This is a genomic window from Lactobacillus sp. UMNPBX17, assembly GCF_002553735.1.
Taxonomy (GTDB): domain Bacteria; phylum Bacillota; class Bacilli; order Lactobacillales; family Lactobacillaceae; genus Lactobacillus; species Lactobacillus gallinarum.
The window spans coordinates 1-5,372 of record NZ_PCYT01000081.1 but is presented as its reverse complement, the minus strand read 5'-3'; the positions used below and the strand labels follow the sequence as shown (position 1 = coordinate 5,372).

Below are 5,372 nucleotides of genomic sequence, written 5' to 3'. Positions count from 1 at the left end.
GGTCCAGATGGACTTTTATTTTTATAAAGTGTTCAACTTGATTTTACAATCGGCGAAAACTTAATACCAAACAAAAACGGCTAAATTATTTAATTAAAAAGGCGCCTTGGATATGTGATTTATTTAAAGATACTGATCTCAGTCGTTATTACGTTTTGATCATGACTGCGGATAAATTCGTTTTCCCATATAAAACAGCCATCGGAAATGAAGACAATTATTGGGATTTGACTTTTAAAAATAGTCAGACACCTATTCTCTTTTTAGATGAATCAGATAAGATTAAATCAAATTGGACCAATAAATTAATCGAAAGTGAGATGGGGTCTAAAGATGTTGAAGATATGCCAACTCTAATTCGAAGATTTTACGCCAATATTTTGCCAGCTATTGGACGCATGGAACGAATAATCATAGACGCCAAAGACCCCTCTGGAAAAACAAATAAAACCAGAATTAAGCAACTTTATCAAGTGATCAAGAAGACATATGATCAGTATCATTTACAGTCCCCATTAAAAATTGATCCTGCACTTTTGGGGGATAATACTAACAAATTTCTATTTAACACAGGTAAAAGCAGTTTTTTGTTTGGCTTGAAAAAAGATGAAAAGTATTTGGTATGGAAATTTAACTTTCAACGTCTTGTTAACGAGATTACAATAGATCAAAAATTTTACGAAACGCATCCAGAATTTCGATTAAGTAAAGTAACTAGTTCCTTTACTCGGTTATTGCATTATATTGCAAAGACGACTTATTCAATCGCCAGAAATTATCATGAATTCAAGATAAATCTGAATAAAAAAATTACTGATCCTGAAAAATTGCATAATGTTTATGAGTTATCAGAAGAACACTTGCAAATCGTTAACGTGATTTTGCAGCCTACTAATGCTGAAGGAAGGTTAGCAAAATACTTCATTGATAATTATTTGGATAAAGCACTTAATTTAAAATTACCAAATATTAAAGCAAGTTTTACAGATAATCAGACCATCTATGCTTCTGGATTTCGTCTATTTGATTTAACTGTAAGTGAAGATGCTAACAATAATGGCCAGCTTCGTGTCTACCAACAGAAGACAACACCAGAACAAATTCTTGCCAGTGTAGCAAATAAAATGAGGACGATCTTATTATCATCAACCAGTTTAAACCCCTCACCATTAGGAAATTTTGATCTAAATTGGGTAAAAAATAATATAGTTAACTTCTTAGAAATTCCTACAAAATTGCAAGAGGTACTTGATTTAGAAAATAGAAAACGAAATCAATTAATTAAAAGCAAAGTAAAAATTGACACTAGGTTGACAGGAAAAAACTTGATGATTAGTGGACAAACTTTTAGTCAAGCTTTAGCTACTTTGTTAAGAGATGAAAATCATTTAGAGCCAACAGAATTACAACTTGAACGAATTTTGAATAAATATCCTGCTCGTTTGATTGCTAATCGCGTAAGCAACGGATTAGATCCAGATGCACCGTTTTTATGTGAAGCCGAACGCCAAGATGCTGATTCAAAAATTAGTAATACTCATTTTAATTTTGAACGTAAAATACGTCTATTAAGTGCAATCATTAATTTTTTGCAGTTAAATCAAAAAAATTCTACAAATAATGCATTCATCATCTATACCAATGCAATAATACGAATCGACGAATTAAATTGGTTAAAAGAAGCTATTGAAATCTTAAATATTCCATTTCCAGATGATTTATTCAAAGTGATTAGTTCACAAAATCGTCAAGAAATAGAAGATGTTAAAGAAACATGGGGTAAAGGAAAATTTCAAATCATGCTTACTAATAAGCAAGCTCTTGGTCGTGGAACCAATCTTCAATATCTTCTAGATAAAGACTATTATCAAAAGCATAGCCATGATTTTGCAATTATTGATCAACGCTTTGTCAACTTGAATGAACCATTTATTGATATTGCAGGAATTTATATAGAATCAATTACTCATATGTTTGAAAATCCAAATAATAATGGTACTCAGGATTTAGATGATTTCAAAATCAGAGCAGGACATATTATTTATGAACAATTTGAATTATACGATTCAAATCAAACTAATTTATCTTTCCGTGATGTTAGAACAAGACTACAAAAATACTTTGGCAAAATATCAGGTAATGGCATGTGGGACTTATTACCTGCACAGGATGCTCTTGCAGCAGAGTTAGAACAGATAACAGGGCGTCTTTGTCGAACAAATATCAAAAATAAAGAAATGCTAATCCAGTATGACTATAATTTTGTAAATAAAATTGACTGGGATTATTTAAGCCATAAACGAACTAACGTGCTGATTGAAGACTTAATTGAGCAAAATAAAAATAGATTATCCTCAAATCCAAAATATCAAGATCGTTTAGCAACGATTAAGGAAAAGCAAGAGCTAGCTTTAATTAATAGTGGTGCAGTTTTCTTAGCCAAACGTGCTTATAAATTGCGTTCTTTAAGTGAAACTATGCAATATCAGTGGGTAGAAATGCGGGAATGGATTGTAAAACATCCTCGAATTAGCACTTTATCTAAAATACCAGATCATTTACGTAAGACAGTCGAAGGATTTTATTATCGACTGTCTAACCCAGATGCAAAATACTATTACTATCACGATCAAGAGGAAGATCCTGATTTCAAAAATGTGCTTTTGATTGATTCTGAGCAGGGAAAAGCTCAACAAAAATTAGATTACTTAAAATCCCAAAAACAAGTACCTATTAATGCCAAATTAACTAGTTTAAATCTAGAAAAATATGCTAAATATTTAGATAAAATTTTTAAGCAAAATTCATGGATAAGACAAGCATTACTAAGAGAAAAATATAATTTAGATTTTAGTAAAAAGAGTCGGTGGTTATTAACGCCTGCCGCATTTAACAATTTGTATAAAGCAGCTATTTCAGAAGAGATTTTTGCTTTAATTTGTCAGAAGTATCATCTAGATTTCCATGAAATGAGGGAATTATCCCAGAATGAATTTGAACGCTTTGACGGATTTTTAAAGTTAAACGATCAGAGAATTCTATATGTCGATATGAAGAATTACGATTCACGTAGGACTACAGTACTTGCAAAAGATGTCGAAAAGCATATTCAAAATAAATTAAATGAGTCCACAGGTAATGCAGCCGTGATTATTAATTTCTACGAATTTGAAAAAGAAAATGCTTATCGAAATAGCGGAATCAGAAACGAAATTAATGAAAAAAAGATCTATTACTATCCTCATTTGTTTAGACATAATGGTGAAATTGATAATGCATTATTGCAAGACTTATTAGATAAGGTGGTACGGAATGACACTAGTAAGAAATAAAATTTATCTAAATCAATTGGAAGATCCGCATTTTAAGATTGATCAGCTAAATCAAGATTTTGATTTATACGCGGTACATTGCACACGTAAATATATCTCTCGCTCCTTACTTAACCGTAACCAAGAGAAGTCACCAGTAATTAAGGCCGTAAATTATATCAGAGAAAATAACAAAGACATAATTTATATCCTTACGGATAAAGGTAAAACCAATATTTTTGAATTAAAGCGTGGCTTAACAGAACTAGATGAGACTATAGGTAAAATTGAGCAGCGTGATTTTGCACAAGTAGAAACAAATATCATATTAAACTTACTATTAATTCAACTACAAGTATTCTCTACAGTTAAGGGATGTAATTTATTGGGAAAATTGTATGTTAATACCAACACAGAAGAAAATGAAAAATTAAAATTTGAAGAAGTAAGCTTTAGTAAAAATCTAGTAATTAATATTCAAACGCGAGCATTTACTCAACTATCCTATTATCAAAAAAAACAAGCTCAAGAATTAATTAAAAATATAAAGTCATGGGGTCGCAGTCCACGTTATGAGATTAATTTGCAAGAAAGCACAATCAAACAAATGGCAAATTGTTACCATGACGGAGAAGAAAATGATTGGTATTTAATGCATCCTACCCATAAAAATCTGAAGCCAGATCAAACACCTTTCTTTTATCTTAATGGTAAAGTTGGACAAGCTAGAACTAGCTTTTTAACTAGTAAAAGTGGCATTATGTATTATTTAATTGATCAATTGAATAAGCATTACTCGCAATATTTTGACAAATTAAAATTTAGAGAAATCCAAACTGAGAGTTATGATCAAGGCGTTAATCAAAAAAAAGGGGAGAAAAATTATTAGAAAAAATTAAGTCATTTTGGTCAGATAAAGAAATTACATTAATTGATCGAACGCAAGAAAATTTATCAGCGGTAAAGACTATATCTGACTTTTTTAGTCAAAACTTGTCAATAAAAATTAAGCCCAGTCAAACAAGTAGTCATTACAATTTAGCATTAATTCACAATTTAGGTTACTATTCGAAAAAAGATAACCAAGATAAAGAAGATACGTATTACGTAAATCAAGCTAAAATTATTCAAAATATAACAATTGAAGGAGTACTGCATAAAAGTGGAACGGTAATTGATAGCGCATTAATCAATGCAGTTAAAGAATTGACTGTAAAAGCAATTTTAGAGATGCAAGATTTCTCACCATTGAATACTGGGTTAGACTTAGATAGTTTGGCTTTTTATAAATATTATCCTAAAAGCAATCAAACTCTAGAATTTACGAGTCATGAAACTAATTTTCAAATTAAAGTAATTACTTCCAATTTTAAAGATCCGTTTTTCTTGAATGATTTATTTATTGAACGAAACGATCAATTAACGACCGCTTACGACTACATTATTTTAGATAAACAAAATGAAAATTACTATGCTGTAAGCAAAACTTCGTTAAAAACAATACCATCGCCATCATTATATGAAGCGGCAAATAACCAAAAAGGCACTTTAGCATATCGTAACAAAGAGGCTAGAAATAAATATTTAGCCGGTTTAATCAATTTGAATTATTTCTACGCACAAAATCAACTATATTATAATGTGGGAGTTATTGGAAATGGGATGCAGTCCAAAGAGTCGGTAGCTTCAGTTGTTAGAAAGATTGAATGTTTAAACGATAATAATAAGTCGCAATTGCTAGATATGCAGCAGCTTTTACAATCTATGGATGTTGTTTGGGTTAAATTTAAAAATTTGACGGTTCTTCCTTTTCCGATTAAACTCATGAACGAATATATCAGAAAAGATAAAAATAATAATGAAGAGAGATAAAAATTGAATTTAATGAAAAACGCCCGAAAATCCCCGTATTTTAATGCGGGGATGGATAGGGCTTACCGTCTCTAACGGCATTGTAGATCTGGTCATTAATGTACTTTTCTACTACTTCTTTAGACATATTCCCTACCGTGCCAAAGTAATAGCTGGGTGACCATAAATGTCCGCCCCACATCTTGTTTT

At 30.9% G+C, this 5,372-nt stretch carries 4 protein-coding genes; 3 read left to right on the top strand and 1 reads right to left on the bottom strand.

Annotated elements, in window-relative coordinates; translation table 11 throughout:
* The first annotated feature begins 161 nt into the window (after positions 1–161).
* From CP368_RS09075 to CP368_RS10890, 3 genes are all read left to right on the top strand, one after another.
* Positions 162–3,332 carry a hypothetical protein gene (locus tag CP368_RS09075; RefSeq protein WP_098045997.1) on the top strand — a complete coding sequence of 1,057 codons (3,171 nt, stop codon included), beginning with the start codon at positions 162–164 and terminating at the stop codon, positions 3,330–3,332.
* Positions 3,313–4,200 carry a hypothetical protein gene (locus tag CP368_RS10895; RefSeq protein WP_233185869.1) on the top strand — a complete coding sequence of 296 codons (888 nt, stop codon included), beginning with the start codon at positions 3,313–3,315 and terminating at the stop codon, positions 4,198–4,200. The genes CP368_RS09075 and CP368_RS10895 overlap by 20 nt, the downstream gene beginning before the upstream one ends.
* Positions 4,201–4,304: 104 nt before the next feature.
* Entirely contained in the window at positions 4,305–5,183 is an 879-nt protein-coding gene (locus tag CP368_RS10890) for a hypothetical protein (protein WP_233185868.1), read from the top strand.
* Positions 5,184–5,223: 40 nt separating this feature from the next.
* Here CP368_RS10890 and CP368_RS09065 read toward each other — a convergent pair.
* A partial coding sequence (locus tag CP368_RS09065) for a transposase (protein ID WP_199161340.1) occupies positions 5,224–5,372 on the bottom strand: 149 nt, incomplete at its 5' end.

Excerpts from the sequence above, each read along its gene's own strand:
- CP368_RS09075 (WP_098045997.1), top strand. The coding sequence starts at position 162 with ATGACTGCGGATAAATTCGTTTTCCCATATAAAACAGCCATCGGAAAT.
- CP368_RS10895 (WP_233185869.1), top strand. The coding sequence starts at position 3,313 with ATGACACTAGTAAGAAATAAAATTTATCTAAATCAATTGGAAGATCCG.